This window comes from Mycobacterium sp. (assembly GCF_035570115.1).
In the GTDB taxonomy this organism is placed as follows: Bacteria; Actinomycetota; Actinomycetes; order Mycobacteriales; family Mycobacteriaceae; genus Mycobacterium.
The window spans coordinates 1-18,934 of sequence record NZ_DATMLH010000073.1 but is presented as its reverse complement, the minus strand read 5'-3'; the positions used below and the strand labels follow the sequence as shown (position 1 = coordinate 18,934).

At 65.8% G+C, this 18,934-nt stretch carries 19 protein-coding genes; 13 read left to right on the top strand and 6 right to left on the bottom strand.

Features of this window, described 5'->3' with window-relative positions; translation table 11 throughout:
- Positions 1-281: 281 nt before the first annotated feature.
- From sigE to tatB, 4 genes are all read left to right on the top strand, one after another.
- Positions 282-1,058, top strand: coding sequence for an RNA polymerase sigma factor SigE (gene sigE / locus VNW74_RS05395; RefSeq protein WP_325675569.1), 777 nt, complete (start codon positions 282-284; stop codon positions 1,056-1,058).
- Positions 1,059-1,171: 113 nt separating this feature from the next.
- Entirely contained in the window at positions 1,172-1,672 is a 501-nt protein-coding gene (gene rseA / locus VNW74_RS05390; protein ID WP_325675568.1) for an anti-sigma E factor RseA, read from the top strand.
- Positions 1,673-1,757: 85 nt separating this feature from the next.
- On the top strand, positions 1,758-3,257 hold the full coding sequence (locus VNW74_RS05385; protein ID WP_325675567.1) for a S1C family serine protease: 1,500 nt from the start codon (positions 1,758-1,760) through the stop codon (positions 3,255-3,257).
- Complete coding sequence (gene tatB, locus VNW74_RS05380) at positions 3,258-3,677, top strand: Sec-independent protein translocase protein TatB (protein WP_325675566.1); 420 nt, start codon at positions 3,258-3,260, stop codon at positions 3,675-3,677.
- A 6-nt stretch (positions 3,678-3,683) separates the two neighbouring features.
- Here the strand turns inward: tatB and VNW74_RS05375 are convergent, their stop codons facing one another.
- The 4 genes from VNW74_RS05375 to VNW74_RS05360 form a co-directional block, all read right to left on the bottom strand.
- Positions 3,684-4,856, bottom strand: coding sequence for an Mrp/NBP35 family ATP-binding protein (locus tag VNW74_RS05375; protein WP_414686604.1), 1,173 nt, complete (start codon positions 4,854-4,856; stop codon positions 3,684-3,686).
- 120 nt (positions 4,857-4,976) lie between these two features.
- On the bottom strand, positions 4,977-6,137 hold the full coding sequence (locus VNW74_RS05370) for a lytic transglycosylase domain-containing protein (protein ID WP_325675580.1): 1,161 nt from the start codon (positions 6,135-6,137) through the stop codon (positions 4,977-4,979).
- A gap of 407 nt (positions 6,138-6,544) precedes the next feature.
- A complete protein-coding gene (locus tag VNW74_RS05365; protein ID WP_325675564.1) occupies positions 6,545-7,090 on the bottom strand; it encodes a DUF1003 domain-containing protein in 546 nt (181 codons plus the stop codon).
- Positions 7,087-8,382: a magnesium transporter MgtE N-terminal domain-containing protein gene (locus VNW74_RS05360; RefSeq protein ID WP_325675563.1), complete on the bottom strand. Its 1,296-nt coding sequence runs from the start codon at positions 8,380-8,382 to the stop codon at positions 7,087-7,089. The genes VNW74_RS05365 and VNW74_RS05360 overlap by 4 nt, the downstream gene beginning before the upstream one ends.
- Before the next feature lie 23 nt (positions 8,383-8,405).
- Here VNW74_RS05360 and VNW74_RS05355 point away from each other — a divergent pair, with 23 nt between their 5' ends.
- Positions 8,406-9,374 carry a CoA ester lyase gene (locus tag VNW74_RS05355; RefSeq protein WP_325675562.1) on the top strand — a complete coding sequence of 323 codons (969 nt, stop codon included), beginning with the start codon at positions 8,406-8,408 and terminating at the stop codon, positions 9,372-9,374.
- 29 nt (positions 9,375-9,403) lie between these two features.
- Here the strand turns inward: VNW74_RS05355 and VNW74_RS05350 are convergent, their stop codons facing one another.
- Positions 9,404-10,075 carry a DUF4190 domain-containing protein gene (locus VNW74_RS05350; protein WP_325675561.1) on the bottom strand — a complete coding sequence of 224 codons (672 nt, stop codon included), beginning with the start codon at positions 10,073-10,075 and terminating at the stop codon, positions 9,404-9,406.
- 151 nt (positions 10,076-10,226) lie between these two features.
- On the opposite strand from VNW74_RS05350, the gene VNW74_RS05345 reads away from it, so the two are divergent.
- From VNW74_RS05345 to VNW74_RS05320, 6 genes are all read left to right on the top strand, one after another.
- A complete protein-coding gene (locus tag VNW74_RS05345) occupies positions 10,227-10,751 on the top strand; it encodes a general stress protein (RefSeq protein WP_325675560.1) in 525 nt (174 codons plus the stop codon).
- 130 nt (positions 10,752-10,881) lie between these two features.
- Entirely contained in the window at positions 10,882-12,294 is a 1,413-nt protein-coding gene (locus VNW74_RS05340) for an extracellular solute-binding protein (RefSeq protein ID WP_325675559.1), read from the top strand.
- 62 nt (positions 12,295-12,356) lie between these two features.
- Complete coding sequence (locus VNW74_RS05335; protein ID WP_325675579.1) at positions 12,357-13,265, top strand: sugar ABC transporter permease; 909 nt, start codon at positions 12,357-12,359, stop codon at positions 13,263-13,265.
- Between the two features lie 3 nt (positions 13,266-13,268).
- On the top strand, positions 13,269-14,093 hold the full coding sequence (locus VNW74_RS05330; protein ID WP_325675558.1) for a carbohydrate ABC transporter permease: 825 nt from the start codon (positions 13,269-13,271) through the stop codon (positions 14,091-14,093).
- 4 nt (positions 14,094-14,097) lie between these two features.
- Complete coding sequence (locus VNW74_RS05325; protein WP_325675557.1) at positions 14,098-15,279, top strand: sn-glycerol-3-phosphate ABC transporter ATP-binding protein UgpC; 1,182 nt, start codon at positions 14,098-14,100, stop codon at positions 15,277-15,279.
- A complete protein-coding gene (locus tag VNW74_RS05320) occupies positions 15,276-15,884 on the top strand; it encodes a suppressor of fused domain protein (RefSeq protein WP_325675556.1) in 609 nt (202 codons plus the stop codon). The genes VNW74_RS05325 and VNW74_RS05320 overlap by 4 nt, the downstream gene beginning before the upstream one ends.
- A 2-nt stretch (positions 15,885-15,886) precedes the next feature.
- Here the strand turns inward: VNW74_RS05320 and VNW74_RS05315 are convergent, their stop codons facing one another.
- The gene (locus tag VNW74_RS05315; RefSeq protein ID WP_325675555.1) at positions 15,887-16,993 is read right to left on the bottom strand and encodes a magnesium and cobalt transport protein CorA; all 1,107 of its coding nucleotides are present in this window, start codon (positions 16,991-16,993) and stop codon (positions 15,887-15,889) included.
- 158 nt (positions 16,994-17,151) lie between these two features.
- Here VNW74_RS05315 and VNW74_RS05310 point away from each other — a divergent pair, with 158 nt between their 5' ends.
- Positions 17,152-18,141, top strand: a complete 990-nt coding sequence (locus tag VNW74_RS05310; protein WP_325675554.1) for a malate dehydrogenase — start codon at positions 17,152-17,154, stop codon at positions 18,139-18,141.
- Between the two features lie 55 nt (positions 18,142-18,196).
- A partial coding sequence (locus VNW74_RS05305; RefSeq protein WP_325675553.1) for an NAD(P)-dependent malic enzyme occupies positions 18,197-18,934 on the top strand: 738 nt, incomplete at its 3' end.

The following is an 18,934-nucleotide window of genomic DNA, read 5'->3' as shown; positions in this document are numbered from 1 at the left end:
CGCCCGGTGCCGCAGTCCCGTGACGATGCGGGCCGGAACGGCCCGAGGTGGGGGTACGCGCCCTCGCCGCTGCGCGGGTGGGGGACCCCGACCCGCTTGCGGGGGAGAGCTGGGCAACCGGGCACGTTGTGCGACGGACCGCGACGCGCCCGAACGCCGGGCCGCATCAAGGTCACAATTTGGTGAATATCACCAGCGCAACGGGGTTTAAACGCCCATTCTCAGGGTAAGCACAGTGCGATCACATACCGCACACACGCCGATAGGCGACGGTATCCCCCATGGAACGTGGAGGCCGCTGGTCCGGGAATACATCTCGGCGTCTTCGTGTTGCGCGCGGTGATGAATTGCCCAACCTTGACGGCAGTCTGAACCCGGAGGACCTGAACATCACGACACTGACGAGCCCCGCGAGTATGTCGCACCCTGAGCGGTACCGCGACGCGGAGTGGGTCGAGCCCGACGACGAGCCCTATGGCACCGCGGTCTTCGACGCGACCGGGGACAAGGCAACCATGCCGTCGTGGGACGAGCTTGTCCGTCAGCACGCCGACCGGGTCTACCGGTTGGCCTATCGGCTCTCCGGCAACCAACACGACGCGGAGGACCTGACCCAGGAGACGTTCATCCGGGTTTTCCGGTCGGTACAGAACTACCAGCCGGGAACCTTCGAAGGCTGGCTGCACCGCATCACGACGAACCTGTTCCTCGACATGGTGCGCCGCCGCGGCCGCGTCCGGATGGAGGCGTTACCCGACGATTACGACCGGGTGCCCGCCGACGAGCCCAACCCCGAGCAGATCTACCACGAGTCGCGGCTGGGCCCTGACCTGCAGGCGGCGTTGGATTCGCTGCCCCCCGAGTTCCGCGCGGCGGTGGTGCTGTGCGACATCGAAGGACTGTCCTACGAGGAGATCGGGGCCACCCTGGGAGTGAAGCTCGGTACCGTCCGCAGCCGCATCCACCGGGGCCGACAGGCCCTGCGGGACTATCTCGCGGCGCATTCCGAGGGCGCCAAGCATTCAGCCGCCGGCGTCACGCGGGAAGTCACGGACTAAGACACGCCGCCTGATCCGCTGTTCCTAGGTGTTCCGTATCGGGCAGCGCGCTACATTCGAGGTAGTGCTACCGATTACCGGGCACCGAACGCTGGTACGGAGAGGAGTTGGTGATGTTCGAGCGGGGACATGTGTTCCGCCGAGCGTTCTCCTGGCTTCCCTCCCAATTCGCTTCGCAAAGCGACGCGCCGGTGGGTGCGCCGCGACAATTCGGTTCCACTGAGCATCTGTCCATTGAGGCCATCGCGGCGTTCGTTGACGGTGAGCTGCGGATGAACGCGCACCTGCGCGCAGCGCATCACATCTCGCTTTGCCCCGAATGCGCTGCAGAAGTGGACGGTCACCGCCGGGCCCGCGCCGCGCTGCGCGATTCCCATCCGATCAGGATCCCCAGCACGCTGCTGGGATTGCTGTCGCAGATTCCGCACTGCCCCCCCGACGACGATGCGGGCCCCCCGCAGAGTGGCCCGTGGGGGTCGCCCGGCACGGAGCGACGCGGGGGCAGGCCGGCAGAAGGCGGCACTTCCACCCGCTCGTCGGGACGAGTCGGGCCGACGGAGCTGTCCGATCATTTAGCTGACGGCAGCCCGCCTGACCGGCGCGATCCTCGGTAGGGTGGGTGTCAACTTGCCCAGCCGGTGCACAGCGCCGCGCTCATAGCCCATAGCGCCTGTTTTCAAGCGCTCGGAAGAGGATGACGTGAGCTCCGACCAAGACAAGAACGGCGCCCCCAGGCTGGCGCCGCGACCCATTTCCCGGCCGCCCGTCGACGCCGCGTCGCGCCAAGCCTTCAGCCGTCCCGACGGCGTGCAGGGCTCGTTTGTCGCCGAAACTGTGCGTCCGCCGAAGTACCGCAACTCCGGAGAGTTCACCCCGCACGATGAACCGGCCGACCCGGTTCTTTCGGAGGCCTTCGGCCGTCCCTTTCCCGGAGCCGAGTCGTTGCAGCGTCATCCCACCGATGCCGGCGCGCTCGACGGCGACAATAACCAGCCAGACGAACCCGATGACCCCTGGCGCGACCCGGGCGCGGCCGCCGCTCTGGGTGAACCGGCGGTAACACGCTCAGCCCCGCAAGGCTGGGGCGGCGAACGCGACCGGCTCGGCGTGCGCGACGTGCTGTTCGGCGGGCGGGTCTCTTACACGGCGCTTCTGGTGCTCGGCGTCCTGGCGTTGTTGATCGGCCTGATCGGCGGTGTGATCGGACGCAAGACGGCCGAGGTTGTCGAGGCGTTCACCACGTCCAAGGTCACGTTGTCTACCAACGGAAACAGCGAATCGCCGGCCGGCCGATTCGCGAAAGTCGCTGCCGCGGTGGCTGATTCCGTGGTAACGATCCAGTCTGTCAGCGATCAAGAGGGCATGCAGGGATCCGGATTCGTGGTCGACGGCCGCGGCTACATCGTCACCAACAATCACGTCATCTCCGAAGCCGCCAACAACCCGAGCCAGTTCAAGACCACTGTGGTGTTCAACGACGGCAAAGAAGTGCCCGCCAACCTGGTCGGGCGTGACCCCAAGACGGACTTGGCCGTCATCAAAGTCGACAACGTCAACAACTTGACGGTGGCCCGGCTCGGCGACTCCGACAAGGTGCGCGTCGGCGACGAAGTGCTGGCAGCCGGTGCGCCGCTGGGTCTGCGCAGCACCGTGACGCACGGCATCATCAGCGCGCTGCACCGTCCGATCCCGTTGTCGGGAGAGGGTTCGGACACCGACACCGTTATCGACGCCGTCCAGACGGACGCCTCGATCAACCACGGGAACTCCGGCGGCCCGCTGATCAATATGGACTCCCAGGTTATCGGCATCGACACCGCCGGTAAGTCGTTGTCGGACAGCGCTTCCGGGCTGGGTTTCGCGATTCCGATCAACGAAGCGAAATTGGTTGCCGAGACGTTGATCAAGGACGGCAAGATCGTGCACCCGACGTTGGGCGTGAGTGCCAGGTCGGTGAGCAACGCGATTGCCCAGGGGGCGCAGGTCGCCAACGTCAAAGTGGGTGGCCCCGCCGAAAAGGGCGGCGTCCTGGAAAACGACGTGGTGATCAAGGTCGGCAATCGGGGGGTGGCTGACGCCGACGAGTTCGTCGTCGCCGTGCGCCAGTTGACGATCGGGCAGCCCGCCCCGATCGAAGTGGTCCGCGATGGTCGCCACGTCACGCTCACCGTCACACCCGGCCCGGATGCCTCCAGCTAGATGTTCGCCAACGTCGGTTGGGGGGAAATGCTGGTGCTCGTGGTGGTCGGGCTGGTTGTCCTAGGCCCCGAGCGACTTCCAGGCGCCATCCGGTGGACTTCCACGGCATTGCGCCAGGCCCGCGATTACCTCAGCGGGGTGACGACACAGCTGCGCGAGGATATCGGGCCCGAATTCGACGACCTGCGCGAGCCGCTGAGCGAGCTGCAGAAGCTGCGGGGTCTGACCCCGCGCGCAGCGCTGGCCAAGCATCTATTCGACGGCGATGACTCGCTGTTCACCGGCCAGTTCGACCGGCCGTCAGTTGGCGTGCCGGAGAGTGTTTCGGCTCAGCCGGCCCAGCCGGCCGTCCCGCCGTCGTCAACCGCGCCGGAACCACCCACCGCCGGGCCCGCGCCGTTCGACAGCGACGCCACCTGAATCGGCTCAGCGCCGCGTCGGATCCAGTCCCAGCGACATGCCGGCCAGGCCGCGGCGTCGCGCTGAGAGGGCGTCGGCGACGCTATACAGTTCCTTGCCCACCGACGAGTCGGGGGCACTGAGCACGATCGGCACCCCGGCGTCGCCGGCGGCGACCAGCGCGGGGTCCAACGGGATCTGGCCAAGCAGCGGCACGTCAGCGCCGACCGTTTCCGACAGCCGTTGGGCGACCTGCTGGCCGCCGCCCTCGCCGAACACGTGTAGCTGCGAGCCGTCCGGCATCGCCAGCCAGGACATGTTTTCCACCACCCCGACGACGCGTTGGCGGGTCTGCACGGCGATACTGCCCGCGCGCTCGGCCACTTCCGCCGCCGCCAGCTGAGGTGTGGTCACCACGAGGATTTCTGCATTCGGAATCAGCTGCGCCACCGAGATGGCGATGTCGCCGGTGCCCGGCGGCAAGTCGAGCAGCAGCACGTCCAGATCGCCCCAGTACACGTCGGCCAAGAACTGCTGCAACGCTCGGTGCAGCATCGGGCCGCGCCACACCACCGGCGTGTTGCCCTCGGTGAACTGGGCGATCGAGATGACCTTCACCTCATGCGCGATAGGCGGCAGGATCATCGACTCGACCTGGGTGGGCCGATCGGTGGTGCCCATCATCCGCGGGATGGAGTGGCCGTGGATGTCAGCGTCGAGGACTCCGACCGACATCCCGCGCACGGCCATCGCCGCGGCCAGGTTGACCGTCACCGTCGACTTACCGACACCGCCCTTGCCGGAGGCGACGGCGTACACCCGAGTCAGTGATCCCGGCTGGGCGAACGGGATGACGGGCTCGCGGGCGTCACCGCGTAATTGCTTACGCAGCTCGGTGCGCTGCTCGTCATTCATCACGTCCAGGCTGACCTTCACGGCGCCAGTGCCCGGGACGTCGGCCACGGCCTGGCTTACCCGCTCGCTGATTTCGGTCTTCTTCGGGCACGCCGCGGTGGTCAGGTAGATCTCGACGTGCACGTTGCCGTTGGCCCCAACGTCGATACCTTTGACCATCCCGAGTTCGGTGATGGGGCGTCGCAGTTCAGGATCGATCACCTTGGCCAGTGCAGTTCGGACGGCTGCGCTCAGGTCAGCGGGGTCATGGCGGGACATCACCGCCGAGTGTAGTGCGGCGACGATGCGGGCCGGGACGGCCCGTTGAGGAGCTGGGCAATTGGGGTGTAGTGCGGCGACGATGCGGGCCGGGACGGCCCGTTGAGGAGCCGGACAGTCGAGTTACGCCGTTGACGCCGGCTAGGTCTAGTTGGCGGGGCCGGGTGCCGCCGGCGGGGTGGCCGCTGGCGGCGTTCCCGCCGGCGCTGGAACCGGCGCAGCCCCCGCAGGAGGAGCGGGTGGCAAGCCCGGTACGGGCGCCGGTACCGCCGGCACGTCGGGCGGCGGCGTGTTGAACACCGGCTGCGGCGGGCCTGGGGCGGCGTCCGGGCCGATGCAGATCACCGTGCACGACGGCGCTTGGGGAGCGGTTCGCTGCCACGGGTATTGCTGGCTGCTGCTCGGGGTCCCGCTCAGGTCGATCAGCGGCATCTGCGCAAGCTGGTCCGAGGGTGCTAGGCCGTGGATGTTCAGCGGCAGGTTCGGCCCGATGCCCTCGGGGCTCTCCAGATGCACATCGCCGAGCGGCGGTGGGGGTCCGGTAATTGGCGGTAGGTCAACCGGGATGACGCCGGTGGCATAGGCCGCGGCCCAGCCCAGCACGTTCTGGGCATACGGCATGGAGTTGTTGTAGCGCAGGATCGCGGCCATCACCTGCGACTGGTCGCGCAGGTTGAGCCCGCCGCTGCACAGGTATCGGGCGGCGGCCAGCGTGGCGTCATACAAGTTCTGGGGATCGGCCACGCCGTCGCCGTCGCCGTCGGAGGCGTAGCGCGCCCATGTGCCCGGCAGGAATTGCATTGGACCCATCGCGCGGGCGTAGCTGACGCGTCCGCCGCCGTTGCTTTGGACGATGACCTCGTTACCGGGCAATGTGCCATCCAGGGTTGGGCCGTAGATCGGTCGTATCGCGGTCCCTCGCGCGTCGGTAGCGCCGCCGTTGGCGTGCATCGATTCGATGCGCCCGATACCGGCCAGCAGGTTCCAGCTGATGCCGCAGGCGGGGTCGCTTCCGGCCATCATCCGCTCGGCGTTGCGGTACGCGGACAGCGCCATCTTCGGAATGCCCAGCGCGCCCGGTGAATTCACCACAACGGTCGGTGGGGGAGCCGACACCGTAGCCGCGCCGATATGGAAGCCGACCTTGGGATGTTGGACGGCGATCACCATCGGGCCCGTCGGGTCGGTGGAGGCGGGTGCGACCGCAGCAACGGGGGTGATGGCGGCGTCGCGCAGCGTCGACATCGGCACGGGGAATGGTGGGGCAGCGGCGCCTACGACTCCGGCGAAGATCAGGCAGGCGATCATGGCAACACCGAAAGCCGGGGTCCGGGCCGTGCGAGTCAGCGATCGCTGCACGGCTGCAACGGCGGCAACCGTGGCGGCGGGGACTCTCGAGGCCTGGGCCGCGCGAACTACCGACTGCCGCACGGTGGTGAGGGTGGTGACGAGGGCGGCAGGCATCTTTGGGGCGCGCGGCACGCGAATCACCCGCTGCCGCATCTTTGCAAGGACCAAGCCTCCCCCGATGCGCACTCGACCTTCCTCAATATTCAGCCCTATTAGGCACTTGTGAAACCGCTTTGGGCCTCGTGACCTAAGTCACCATACATAACCCTCTGATCACAATGGCAACAATCGCAGAGTCCGTGCACAGTGCGGCAGCGAAATTTGAGATTCGTCGTCCAAGATCGCATTCTGCTCTTAGGCATTTTTTAAGTGGACTTCGCGGCGCGTGCGTCCGAACCGTCACTGCTGGGCGCCGGCGCTCGGTCCGCCCTGTCCGGGTGCCGGTCCTCCAGCAAGCCTCGCAGGTCTTCCAGTTCGCGGCGCAGGTACTCGCGGGTCTTCGCGACGTCGCCGATCGCCAGCCGCAGCGCGGCCAGCTCACGCGCCAGGTATTCGGTATCGGCCTTGGTTTCCTCGGCTCGGCGCCGATCCTCCTCGAGCGTGACGCGGTCTCGGTTCTCTTGGCGGTTTTGCGCCAGCAGGATCAGCGGCGCCGCGTACGCGGCCTGGGTGGAAAAAGCCAAGTTGAGCAGGATGAACGGGTAGGGGTCCCAGCGCAGGGCGACGGCGAAGACATTCAGGATGATCCACACCACGACAATCACGGTCTGAATCAGCAGGTAGCTACCCGTGCCGAAAAACCGGGCGATCGCCTCGGTGAAATTTCCGACCGCATCGGGGTCCACCCGCGGCGCGGCGACGCGCGAGGTGCGTGGGGTATAGAGCCGCGGCCGGGGCGTCGACTTGCTCACGACGCTCCTCGGGCCGCATCCAGCGAGAGCTCGTCGTTGCTCGCGCGCCAGTCGTGCGGCAGCAGATGGTCGAGTACGTCATCCACGGTCACCGCGCCCAGCAGGTGGTGCTGTTCGTCGACCACCGGGCCGCAAACCAGGTTGTAGGCGGCGAAGTAGCGGGTCAGCACCGGCAGCGGGGTTTCTGGTGCCAGGCACGGCAGATCGGCGTCGACAATCCCACCGACCAGCATGGCCGGTGGCTCGCGCAGCAGCCGCTGCAAGTGCACACATCCCAGGTAATGGCCAGTCGGGGTCGCGGTCGGTGGACGGACCACCAAGACCAGCGATGACAGCGCCGGGGTCAGGTCGGGATCGCGGGCCCGGGCCAATGCTTCGGCGACCGAGGTGTCCGGGGTCAGTACCACCGGTCTGGAAGTCATCAAACCGCCCGCTGTGTCGGGTGAGTGTTTGAGCAGGCGGCGGACCGGGTCGGATTCCTCCGGGTCCATCTGGCGCAGCAGGCCCTCGGCCTGGGTCGGATTCATCGTGCCGAGCAGATCGGCGGCGTCGTCGGGGTCCATCTCCTCGAGCACGTCGGCTGCCCGTTCGTCGCCAAGCTGCATCAACAACTCCGCCTGATCTTCCTCGGGAAGCTCTTGCAAGATGTCAGCCAGCCGGTCGTTATCTAGTGCGCTGACCACCTCGTAGCGCCGCTTCGACGGCAGCTCACGCACCGCATCGGCGACATCGATCGGCCGCCACTTTGCGAACTGCTCCAGCAGGAGCGCCACGCCCTGGCCGGGCATCGCCAGCGCAGAGGGAGTCAGTCCCTGCACGTTGCGCCAGCCCACGATGTGGGTATTGCTGCGCCGGCCAAACCTTCTGGGGACGCGCACCGCGACGCGTGTCACCATCCAGTCGCGGGTTCGAGTCTGCTCCAAAGCCAAGTCGGTCACGACGACCTCGGTGCCCGCGAGCTCCGGCAATTCCGGGTCATTGACCCGCACCTTGGTGTCGATAATTTGTGTCAGCACCAGCACTTCGCCGGGCCGTTGCTCGTAGCGGCCCAGCGACACGCTGTCGGTGTTGAGCGTCACCGCGTTGGGCTCGATCGCGGCGACCCGCAGGATCGGCACAAAAATTCGTCGGCGCGAGAGCATTTCGACGACGAGTCCGAGGACGCGGGGTTGCTGGCGGACGATGCTGATGTTAACGACGACGTCGCGCACTCGGCCCAGGGACTCGCCCATCGGGCCCAGCACCATCATCCGCGCCAGCCGCGCTGCGTACACCCTGTTGATCGAGGCCATGGTTGAAAGGGTAGGAGTGAAGGGTGACCAACGCCTACCGACCCCGCCGCACTTGCCTGTCGGTGCCGGGTAGCAGCAAGAAGATGATCGACAAGGCCAAAGGCCTTCCCGCCGATGAGGTCTTCCTGGACCTGGAGGATGCCGTCGCGCCGGACGCGAAGGCCGAGGCGCGCACCCGGGTTGCCGGCGCACTCGCCGAGCCCGGATGGGCCGGACAGTTGCGGGGCGTGCGGGTCAACGACTGGACCACACCGTGGACGCACGCCGATGTCATCGAGGTGGTATCCGCCGTGGGCGCTGCGCCCGACGCCAAGCTCGACGTCGTTGTGCTGCCCAAAGTGTCTGACGTCTCCCACGTTCAGGCGCTTGACCTGTTGCTGACCCAGGTGGAGACCGTTCACGGGCTCCCGGTGGGAGAGATCGGGATCGACGCGCAGATCGAAGATGCGCGCGGTCTGACGAACGTTGGTGCGATCGCAGCTGTGCCGCGGGTGCAGGCCCTGGTCCTCGGCCCCGCCGACCTGATGGCCAGCCTCAATATGCGCACGCTGGTCGTCGGCGAGCAGCCCGAGGGCTACGACGTCGGCGACGCTTACCACCACGCGCTGATGACCATCCTGGTGGCTGCCCGTGCGCATGGCATCGCCGCTATCGACGGCCCCTACCTGAAAGTGCGTGATGTGGCGGCGTTTCGGCGGGTGGCGGGCCGCTCGGCGGCATTGGGTTATGACGGTAAGTGGGTGTTGCATCCGGATCAGATCGCCGCCGGCAACGAGATCTTCAGTCCACGCCAAGAGGAGTACGACCACGCCGAGTTGATTCTGGAGGCCTACGAATGGCATACCTCCGCCGCGGGTGGCGCCCGAGGAGCGGTGATGCTCGGCGACGAGATGATCGACGAAGCCAGCCGCAAGATGGCGTTGGTGGTCGTCGCTAAAGGCCGGGCGGCCGGGATGCGGCGGGAGTCGGGTCCGTTCGTCCCGCCGGCATAGTCAGCTCAGTCAGGTGAGGATGTAGCGGATCACGTTATGGACGGCGTCATGGACGGGGAGCGCAATGCCGTCACGACTGCGATCACGAATATCACCAGCAGCACCGCCGCAGTCACGCCGACCACAATCCCGGCGATGGCCATTCCGCGGCCCTGTTGATGGGTCCGCTTGATTTGATTGAGCGAGACCACCCCCAGCACGGCACCGACGATGGGAATCAGTATCCCGATATAGCAGACAAAGGACAGCGGAATGCCGAGCAGAAGACCCGCGATCGAGGTCACCAAGGAACCGATGGCGAGCCCGTTGGTCTCGTGCGTACGAGCTTGGTAGGGCTGATAGGGGTCGTAAGGGCCGGGGTATCCGGGTGGACCGCCGTATCCCATCGGCGCGCCATAGCCGGAGCCGGACTGTTGGCCGTAGCCACCCCCGTAGCTCGGTGGGGGATAAGGCTGGCTGTATTGCGGCGGCGGCGGATATAACGGACCGCCGTAAGCCGGGGTCTCCCGAGGTCCGGGCGGTCCATAACCCGGGGGTGGCGGATAGTCGGGGGACGGCGGGTTCCATGGCGGCACCGGGCCCGACGGCGGCGGATTGTGGGGAGCGTGCGGATCGGGGTGGGCCGGGGGTTGTTCCGCGTATGCGGGCGGGGTGAACTCGTCTCCGGCCTGTTCGCCGGAGTCGCCGCCCTGGACTGTCATGCTGTTCAACACTAGCGTGATGCCAGTTTGGGCCGCGCCGACCGGGCGCAGTCCCGCTCCGGGACGCACTGTTTGTGCTGGTAGTGGGCCTGTTCAGGCGCTGGCGGCACTAAGCCGGGAATCCGTCGGCTCGGCGGAGGAGAATGGGGCCATGACGAGCCCTTTCCAGCCCGGACAGGTTCCCGGTGCCCCACCCGGCACCTCGGCCGCGAGCCGGCGTGCACCCGGATTGCCGACGCCACCGAAAGGCTGGCCAGTGGGGTCATACCCCACCTACGCGGAGGCGCAGCGGGCCGTCGACTATCTGTCTGAGCAACAGTTCCCGGTGCAACAGGTAACGATCGTCGGTGTCGATCTGATGCAGGTCGAACGGGTCACCGGGCGGCTGACGTGGCCGAAGGTGTTGGGCGGTGGGGTGATCAGCGGCGCTTGGCTGGGTCTTTTCATCGGCTTGGTGCTGGGGTTCTTCAGTCCGAACCCATGGGGAGCGTTGACGACCGGCCTGGTCGCCGGCGTGTTCTTCGGCTTGATCACGTCCGCGGTCCCCTACGCGATGGCGCGCGGCACCCGGGATTTCAGTTCGACGCTGCAATTGGTCGCCGGCCGATACGACGTGCTCTGCGACCCGCGGAACGCGGAGAGAGCGCGGGATCTGCTTGCCCGCTTGGCAATCTGATTCGACGCCATTTTTGCTGCTCAAAGCGGTGATGCGGTAACCGGGCGTGTTGCCATCAGGCGGGGCTGGCTCTACCGTCGGCCGCGGGACGATCGACGGCGGACAAGAAACGGCACGAAGGGACGTTGTGGTGGCGAGTCGTCGCGGGCGCGCACGCCGGCTGAGCGCGGTCGCGCTGGCGGTGCTGTCAGCCGCGTCGGCGGTATCGGCCTGCGGGCCCGGCGACAGCGGGCGGGTGATCAGCCTCTATACGCCGGCCAGCGGCGCCGCGACGTTCACCGCGGTCGCCAAGCGCTGCACCGACCAGCTCGGCGGACGGTTCACTATCCAGCAGTTCAGCCTGCCCCGGTCTTCTGACGACCAGCGGCTGCAGCTGGCCCGCCGGCTCAGCGCCAACGATCGCAGCGTCGACCTGATGGCGATGGACGTGATCTGGACGGCGGAGTTCGCCGAGGCCGGCTGGGCGCTGCCACTGTCCGACGACCCGGCCGGCCGTGCCGACATCGACGCCACCACCGACACGCTGCCCGGGCTGCTGGCCACGGCCACCTGGAAGCACCGGCTCTATGGCGCACCGCTCACGACTAATACCCAATTACTTTGGTACCGAACGGATTTGATGGATAAGCCGCCGACAACCTGGACTGCGATGGTGGATGAGGCCACCCGGTTATACGCCGCAGGCAAGCCCAGCTGGATCGGCGTTCAGGCCAGCCAGGGCGAGGGTTTGGTGGTGTGGTTCAACACTCTGCTGGAAAGTGCGGGTGGCCAAGTGCTCTCCGACGACAGCCAGAAGGTCACCTTGACCGATACGCCCGCACACCGTGCCGCCACCATCAGCGCCCTGCGGATCATCAAGTCGGTGGCCACCGCGCCCGGCGCCGATCCGTCGATCACCCGGACCGACGCGGGCACTTCCCGGTTGGCGTTCGAGCAGGGAAACTCCGCGCTCGAGGTCAACTGGCCGTATGCGCTGGCGTCCATGCTGGAGAACGCGGTGAAGGGCGGTGTGGCTTTCCTGCCGCTCAATCGCCGTCCCGACTTGGCAGGCAGCATCAACAACGTCGGCGCATTCGTGCCGACCGACCAGCAGTTCCGCGAGGCCTACGACGCCAGCAAGAAGGTGTTCGGCTTTGCTCCCTACCCCGGCGTGCAGCCCGGCCAGCCCGCCAAGGTGACGATCGGTGGGCTGAACCTGGCGGTGGCCAGGACGACCCGTCATAAAGCCGAGGCCTACGAAGCGATCAGATGCTTGCGCGACGTGGAAAACGAAAAGTACATCTCGCTCGACGGAGGGTTGCCCGCGGCGCGGACCTCGCTGTACTCCGACCCGCAATTTCAGGCGAAATACCCGATGTACGACATCATTCGCCAACAACTCACCAATGCTGCTGCGCGAATCGCGACACCGGCCTACCAGGCAGTGTCCACTCGGATGTCGGCCACGCTGAGCCCGATCAACCGGATTGACCCGGAGAAGACGGCCGATGAGCTCACTGCGCAGCTGCAAAAGGCCATCGACGGCCGGGGGCTACTGCCGTGACCGCGCCGGCGACGATGCAGTGGGGGCACCCCCAGCCGCGCAGCGGCGGGCGGGACGAAGCGATGAGGAAAAGCGGCGCTAATGGCCGGCACTCGGAGAACCGGAGGTCGGAGCGGGCACTCGCGTTTATCCTGGTCGCGCCCGCGGCGATGGTGATGCTCGCTGTCACGGCTTATCCGATCGGCTACGCGGTTTGGCTGAGCTTGCAGCGCAGTAATTTGGCCACTCCCGACGAGACCAAGTTCATCGGGCTGGGCAACTACCAGACGATCTTGACTGACCGGTATTGGTGGACGGCACTTGCTGTGACGCTGGCAATCTCGGTTGTTTCGGTGTCGATCGAATTCGTGCTGGGCCTGGCGCTTGCATTGGTGATGCACCGCACACTGATCGGCAAGGGCTTGGTGCGCACTGCTGTGCTCATCCCTTACGGCATCGTCACGGTGGTGGCGTCCTACAGCTGGTACTACGCCTGGACGCCGGGCACTGGCTACCTGGCCAACCTGCTACCGCCGGGCAGCGCGCCGTTGACGCACCAGATTCCGGCGCTGGGCACCGTGGTCATCGCCGAGGTCTGGAAGACGACGCCGTTCATGTCACTGCTGCTTCTCGCCGGGTTGGCGCTGGTGCCAGAGGATCTGCTGAAGGCGGCGCAAGTCGACGGCGCCGGCGCGTGGCGTCGGTTGATAAAGGTCACATTGCCGCTGATGAAGCCCGCGATCCTGGTGGCGCTGCTGTTTCGCACGTTGGACGCGTTCCGAATTTTCGACAGCATCTATGTGCTCACCGGCGGTACCGGCAACACCGGCTCGGTGTCGATCCTTGGCTACGACAACCTGTTCAAGGGCTTCAATGTCGGCCTGGGCTCCGCGATTTCGGTGCTGATCTTCGGCTGCGTCGCGATCATCGCGTTCATCTTCATCAAAGTGTTCGGCGCATCAGCACCGGGTGTCCACGGCGATGGACGCTGAGCCGTGACCGTACGGCGCGCTTCGGTCTGGGTGATCGTCGACACTCTGGTTCTGCTGTATGCGCTGTTCCCGGTGGTGTGGATCCTCAGCCTGTCGCTCAAGCCGACGTCAACAGTCAAGGACGGCAAGCTGATTCCGACGTCGGTGACCTTCGACAACTACCGTGGAATCTTCCGGGGTAATTTCTTCAGCTCGGCTCTGATCAACTCCGTCGGAATCGGCTTGCTCACTACAGTGATCGCGGTGTTAGTCGGCGCGATGGCGGCCTATGCGGTGGCCCGATTGGACTTTCCCGGCAAGCGGCTGTTGATCGGTGCCGTGCTCCTGATTTCGATGTTCCCGGCGATCTCCCTTGTTACCCCGCTGTTCAACATTGAACGACGGATCGGGCTGTTCGATACCTGGCCCGGGCTGATCACCCCTTACATCGCGTTCGCGCTGCCGCTGGCGATCTACACGCTGTCGGCGTTCTTCCGGGAGATTCCGTGGGATCTGGAGAAGGCGGCCAAAATGGACGGGGCCACGCCAGGGCAGGTATTCCGGAAGGTGATCGCCCCGCTGGCAGCACCGGGAATCGTCACTGCCGCGATCCTGGTGTTCATCTTTGCCTGGAACGACCTGCTACTCGCATTGTCGTTGACCGCCACCAAGGCTGCGATCACCGCGCCGGTGGCAATCGCCAACTTCACGGGCAGTTCGCAATTCGAGGAGCCAACTGGATCGATCGCGGCCGGCGCGGTGGTGATCACGGTCCCGATTATCGTATTTGTTCTAGTCTTCCAACGACGGATAGTCGCTGGGTTGACCTCCGGCGCGGTGAAGGGATAGCTCGATGGCCGAGATTGTGTTGGACAGGGTGACCAAGAGTTACCCCGACGGCGCGATGGCCGTGAAGGAACTCAGCATCACGATCGCCGAAGGCGAGTTCATCATTCTGGTCGGGCCTTCCGGCTGTGGGAAGTCCACAACGCTGAATATGATTGCCGGACTGGAGGATATCTCGTCTGGGGAGCTGCGCATCGGCGGCGAGCGGGTGAACGACAAAGCGCCCAAAGATCGCGACATCGCAATGGTGTTCCAGTCGTACGCACTCTATCCACATATGACGGTGCGCCAGAACATCGCCTTCCCACTCACACTGGCGAAGATGAAGAAAAGGGAGATCGCGGACAAGGTCGAGGACACCGCGCGAATACTTGACTTGACCGAAGTTCTCGACCGTAAGCCCTCGCAACTGTCTGGCGGCCAGCGCCAGCGGGTCGCGATGGGTAGGGCGATCGTGCGGCACCCCAAGGCATTCCTGATGGACGAGCCGCTGTCAAACCTTGACGCCAAATTGCGGGTCCAGATGCGTGGCGAGATCGCCCGGCTTCAGCGGCGGTTGGCCACCACCACCGTCTACGTGACCCACGACCAAACCGAGGCCATGACACTCGGAGACCGGGTGGTGGTCATGCGTGGCGGCGTGGCGCAGCAGATCGGCACGCCCGACGAGCTTTACGAGAGGCCCGTCAATCTGTTTGTCGCCGGCTTCATCGGCTCACCGGCGATGAACTTCTTTCCCGGGACGTTGACCGCGACCGGGTTGAACTTGCCATTCGGCGAGGTGACGCTTACCCAACCCGTCCACGAGGTGCTCGCGCAGCATCCGACGCCGGAGAAGGTCATCATCGGCGTTCGCCCGGAGCATCTGCAAGACGCCGCCTTGATCGACGGCTACCAGCGCATCAGCGCCCTGACGTTCGAGGTGCAGGTCGACATGGTCGAGTCGCTCGGCGCCGACAAATACGTCTACTTCACTACCGAAGGTTGCGTTGTTCAGTCGGACCAGCTGCCCGAGCTCGACGCCGAATCCGCGGGAGAGGAGCACGAATTCGTGGCCAGGGTTCCCGCCGCGTCGAAAGCGGCGAAAGGAAAGTCACTCGAATTGGCCTTCGATACCTTGAAACTGGCCGTTTTCGACGCCGACACCGGCGTGAACTTGACTGTTCCACCGCCGTCCGAGACTGAGTGACCCAGATTTTGGCCCGGGTGCGCGCGCACCTGTGGGCTCACTTCTCCGAAGCGGGCCTCCACTCCGAGCCTGATGTCGCAAGCGTGACATTTCTGGGTGCCGAGCCAATCGAGGTGTTGCGGTTTCTCCCCGGCGCAGACGGGGTGGTGCATTATGTCTCGCTGGGCTGCTCCCGGCATCCGATGGCCGATCCAGCGGCAATCGTCGCCGATCCGCAGCGTGGCCCGCGCGCAGAAGTCGTTTTGCGGCTGCGCAATCCAGGGCAGATCAGCCGTCTGGCGCACAGCCTGGCGATCTTGGCGGCAACGCCTGCGGTCGACGGGGTGGTGTTGGCCGAAGACGCATTGATCGATCTCGGTGCGCCGCTATGGGAGAAACCATCGGGGCCGGCGTCGTTCACTGCGATTCTGTTGGGTCGCAGCGACATTCCTGACCTACCACTGGACCCGCCGCGAGACCCGGTGCGCTTTCTGTCCGCGACCCCGATCACCGCGACCGAGGCCGCGTGGGTGCGGCTGCGAGGCGCCGACGCGATGCGCGAGGCGTGGCGCAGCGACGGCGTGGACGTGCTGGATCCTAATCGCCCTGCCGCACAGCCAAATTGACTCTACAGCCAGTCTCTGCGGCGGAAGTTCCGGTACAACAGCACACAGACGATCACCAAAAGGGTGACAAACACGGGGTAACCCCAGTGCCATTTCAGCCCGGGCATCCACTCAAAGTTCATTCCGTAAACGCCGGCGAACAGCGTGGGTACTGCCAGAAGGGCCGCGTATGCCGATATTTTGCGCATGTCGGTGTTCTGCTGCATCTCGACCCGGGCCAGCGCCGCCTGCACCAAGGAGCTGAGATTCTCGTCGTAGCTGGCGATCTGATCGGCGGCGTGGGCGTGGTGGTCGCCGACGTCGCGCAGATAGCGTCGCACCTCTTTGGAGATCAGGTCCTTGTGTTCGGTCTGAAATCGTGCAAATGGCATGGAGAGCGGGTTGACGCACCGGCGCAGCTCGACGACTTCCCGCTTGAGCAGATAGATCGGCTCGATATTTGTCCGGTGGCCGGGCGCGAACGCCACTTCCTCGATGGCGTCGATGTCGACCGCCATCAGGTCGGTCACCTCGAGGTAGTGGTCGACGACCGTGTCGGCTATGGCGTGCATCACCGCAAACGGGCCTAGCCGCATCTGCTCGGGGTCGGCATCCAGCCGCTTGCGCACGTCGGTCAACCGACCGTGCTCGCCGTGTCGGACTGTCACCACGAAGTCCCCGTTGACGAAAATCATGATTTCGCCGGTCTCGACGATCTCGCGGGTCAGCACCAGCGAATCGTGCGGAACGTAGTTGACCGTCTTGAGAACCAGGAACAGTGTCTCGTCGTAACGCTCCAACTTCGGCCGCTGGTGGGCCTGTACGGCGTCCTCGACCGCCAGTGGGTGCAGGCCGAAAACGCTGCCGACCTCCTGCATCTGGTGCTCGGTGGGCTCGTGCAGGCCGATCCAGGCGAACGCTTCCTGGCCGGCCAGCGCTAGCTCGCCCACCTTGGCCCGTGCCTCGCCATGGGTAAAAGTCCCGGGCAGTCGCTCCCCGTCGACATAAATGCCGCAATCGACCACCGCCTGCTCGGCAGGCAGGTGCTCCGGCTGCGGATGCGGAGGCTCATCCCTCTCGGGCCGTACCCCAGGACGCAGTGTTTCCGGTAGATCGCGAAACGAAGGCATCCCTCACCTCCCGTCGCAGTCCGGATCCGATGAAGCCTCGGTCATGTTACGCGCCTAAGACGTCTATTGCCTGCGGGCGGACGCGGCTGAGCTGGCGCGATAGCCGCCGAGGTCGGGGCCGGGGTTTATCGCGTGCGTCGGTGCGCTAGTTTCGACGCGTGAGCACAACACCCCTGAAGGTTGCCGTCACCGGCGCCGCCGGCCAGATCGGTTATAGCCTGCTGTTCCGCCTGGCGAGCGGCTCGCTGTTGGGTCCCGACCGCCCGATCGAGCTGCGGCTGTTGGAGATCGAGCCCGCCCTCAAGGCGCTCGAGGGCGTCGTGATGGAGCTCGACGACTGCGCGTTCCCATTGTTGTCGGGAGTGCAGATCGGTGCGGACGCGAACAAGATTTTCGACGGCGTGCACCTGGCGTTGCTGGTCGGCGCGAGGCCGCGCGGCCCGGGTATGGAGCGCGGCGACCTGTTGGAGGCCAACGGCGCGATCTTCACCGCGCAGGGCAAGGCGCTGAACTCCGTCGCCGCCGACGACATCCGCATCGGTGTCACCGGCAACCCGGCCAACACCAACGCGCTGATCGCGATGAGCAACGCGCCCGACATCCCCAAGGAGCGGTTCTCGGCACTGACCCGCCTGGACCACAACCGGGCCATCTCGCAGCTGGCCCACAAGACCGGGGCCGACGTCAGCGACATCAAGAAGATCACCATTTGGGGCAACCACTCGGCCACCCAATACCCCGACATCTTCCACGCCGAGATTAAAGGCAAGAACGCCGCCGAGGTGGTCAACGACCAGTCCTGGATCGAGAACGACTTCATCCCCACTGTCGCCAAGCGTGGCGCGGCGATCATCGACGCGCGGGGCGCATCGTCTGCCGCCTCGGCGGCGTCGGCAACCGTCGACGCCGCGCGGGACTGGCTGCTGGGCAGCCCGAAGGACGACTGGGTGTCGATGGCCGTGTTGTCCGACGGCTCCTACGGTGTGCCGGAGGGCCTGATCTCGTCCTTCCCGGTGACCACCAAAGGGGGCGATTGGAGCATCGTCACCGGCCTGGAGATCGACGAGTTCTCCCGCGGCCGCATCGACAAGTCGACAGCCGAACTCGCCGACGAGCGCGAGGCCGTCACCGGTTTGGGACTGATCTGAGACGGACCAACCTCGTCGATTAGGGCTACTAATGAGTAGTCAGTACCCTGAGTCCGTGTCCGAATTACTTGAATCGATTCAGACTCGCAACGAGAGCCGCGCCATCACCGACGCGGAGATTTTCGAGGCACATCTCGGCGGCAAGCTTTCGGTGGACGCGACGACTCCGCTGGATACTCAGCGCTCCCTGTCGATCGCCTATACGCCTGGGGTCGCTCAGGTCAGCCGAGCGATCGCCGGCGACCACACCTTGGCCGCCCGCTACACGTGGGCGGGCCGTTTGGTTGCGGTGGTCAGCGACGGCAGCGCAGTCCTCGGCCTCGGTGACATCGGGCCGGCGGCATCGTTGCCGGTGATGGAAGGCAAGTGCGGCCTCTTCAAGGAGTTCGCGGGGCTGGATGCCATCCCGATCGTGCTGGACACCAAGGATCCCGACGAAATCGTCGAGACCCTGGTGCGGCTGCGGCCGACGTTCGGCGCGGTCAACCTCGAGGACATCGCCGCACCGCGCTGCTTCGAGATCGAGCAGCGCCTTATCGACGCGCTGGACTGCCCGGTGATGCACGACGACCAGCACGGCACCGCGATCGTGGTGCTGGCGGCGCTGCTCGGCGCCACGAAGGCGCTCGACCGGGACATGACGGCGCTGCATGTGGTCATCTCCGGCGCCGGGGCAGCGGGCGTCGCGTGCGCGAATCTCCTTCAAGCGAACGGGATTTCCGATGTCACCGTGCTCGACTCGCGTGGCATCCTGCACTCCGGGCGCGACGACATGAACAGCGTCAAAGCGCAG